At 44.4% G+C, this 2,047-nt stretch carries 2 protein-coding genes; both read right to left on the bottom strand.

The annotated features are described in order from the left end of the window. A partial coding sequence (locus J500_RS16690) for an ABC transporter ATP-binding protein (RefSeq protein WP_034700726.1) occupies nt 1-707 on the bottom strand: 707 nt, incomplete at its 3' end. Nucleotides 708-1,106: 399 nt separating this feature from the next. Next, nucleotides 1,107-2,047, bottom strand: a 941-nt coding sequence (locus J500_RS16680; RefSeq protein ID WP_034700724.1) for a helicase-related protein, incomplete at its 5' end; no start/stop codon positions are given.

The following is a 2,047-nucleotide window of genomic DNA, read 5'->3' as shown; positions in this document are numbered from 1 at the left end:
AATTGTTCAGGTGTCCCCTCACCCTGAATTTTACCTTCGGCAATCACATAAATATAATCTGAAATTTCAAGTGTTTCAGCAACATCATGAGACACAATTATCGTGGTTAGATCTAATGCTTCACGGAGTGAACGGATCAATCGCGTCAACACTCCTTTTACAATCGGATCCTGACCCGCAAAAGGTTCATCATACATGATCAAATCTGGATCAAGGGCAATGGCTCGTGCTAGAGCCACACGACGATTCATCCCGCCTGACAGTTCTGTTGGCATCAAGTGTTCTGCACCGCGCAAACCGACGGATTCTAATTTAAGTCCGACTAATTCAGCGATTAAATGTTCTGGTAAATGGGTATGCGCACGGATTGGAAATGCCACGTTTTCATAGACAGACATATCGGTAAAGAGTGCGCCACTTTGAAACAGCATACCCATACGTGCCCGTGCAGCAAATAACTCTTGACGAGACATGCTGGCAATATCCTTACCATCAAGCAGAACCTCACCACGATCTGGGGTTAATTGTCCCCCAATTAAACGTAATAGTGTTGTTTTTCCTGTGCCTGATGGTCCCATGATGCCTGTAATTTGTCCACGTCGAATGGTTAAATCAACATTGTCATAGATGACGCGCTCCCCTCGATTAAAACTCAGATTTTTCACTTCAATCAGTGGCTGAGCTGTCGAAAGTATCGAATTATTCATAGCAGTATATGTTCCTGCATATTTTAAGCTCATATAATATAGCACTGAACGTTTATGAAATTCTTGTTATTTAACAATGAAACGACCAATTACTTGATGAGCTGAATACTGTTATTTTGATGATCTTGCATTGCAAGTGCTTGCGGCGAAATATCATGGTGAACGTAGATACTATAAGAAAAATATAAAGCATTCCCAATTACTAGCGCTGCGCCAAGTTTGCGCAAATTGAAATGACGTAATCGGGACAAGAATTTTACATTAAGATCCTTTTTTTCTTTCATTTTTACAATAAAAACCTGATACAGTTCTCATATTATATATTTTTTGATAGTTTTATTACAAGAAAAAGCCGATGCATAAAAGCATCGGCTTTAAAATAACTTCAGAAATTAAATCTTAACGATCATTTTTACGTGAACGGTCACGACCAAAGTTTTCTTCGTTTACACCACGACGCGGACGGTCATCACCGAAACGTTTTGGACGGTCTTCACCACCAAAAGTACGTTTAGGACGATCTTCACCGCCAAAACTACGCTTTGGACGATCTTCACCAAATGAGCGTTGTGGACGGTCACCAAAACCACCTTCGCGACGTGCTGGACGATCACCAAAATCACGTTTTGGACGATCACCGAAACCACCCTCACGACGTGGTTTGTAATCTACGCGATTACCACGGTTGTCATCATTTGATTCGAAACGCGGTTTATCATTAAAACCACCTTCACGACGTGGACGGTCAGAATTGAATTCGCGGCGCGGACGATCTTCACCACCGAAGCTACGTTTTGGACGATCTTCAAAACCGCCTTCACGACGTGGACGGTCAGAATTGAACTCGCGACGCGGACGATCTTCACCACCGAATGCAGGACGTTCACCACGTGGTTTATCATCGAAGCTACGACGCGGACGATCATCACGACCACCTTCACGACGTTTAAAGTTGCTTTCGCCTTCAAAACGACGACCGCTACCAAAACCACCGCGACCGCCTTCACGACGACCACCACCGTTACCACCGCGACCACGACCACCGCCATCACGACCTGAACGCGCAGGAGGTGGAGATGGCTCTAAGCCTTCGATTTCAGAAACGCTCAAACGCGCTTCTAAATAATCTTCAAGGGCACGAATTTTACCGCGCTCACGATAAGTTGCTAAAGTAATCGCCTGACCTGTACGACCTGCACGACCTGTACGACCGATACGATGCACATAATCTTCGTGTTTCATTGGCAAGCCAAAGTTAATCACGTGAGAAATAGTCGGTACGTCTAAACCACGCGCAGCAACGTCAGTCGCAACCAAGATTTTAGCTTTACCTTCACGAA

Origin of the sequence: Acinetobacter sp. 479375 (assembly GCF_000581715.1) — a bacterium.
GTDB lineage: Bacteria > Pseudomonadota > Gammaproteobacteria > Pseudomonadales > Moraxellaceae > Acinetobacter > Acinetobacter ursingii.
This window is presented reverse-complemented; position numbering and strand designations above follow the sequence as displayed.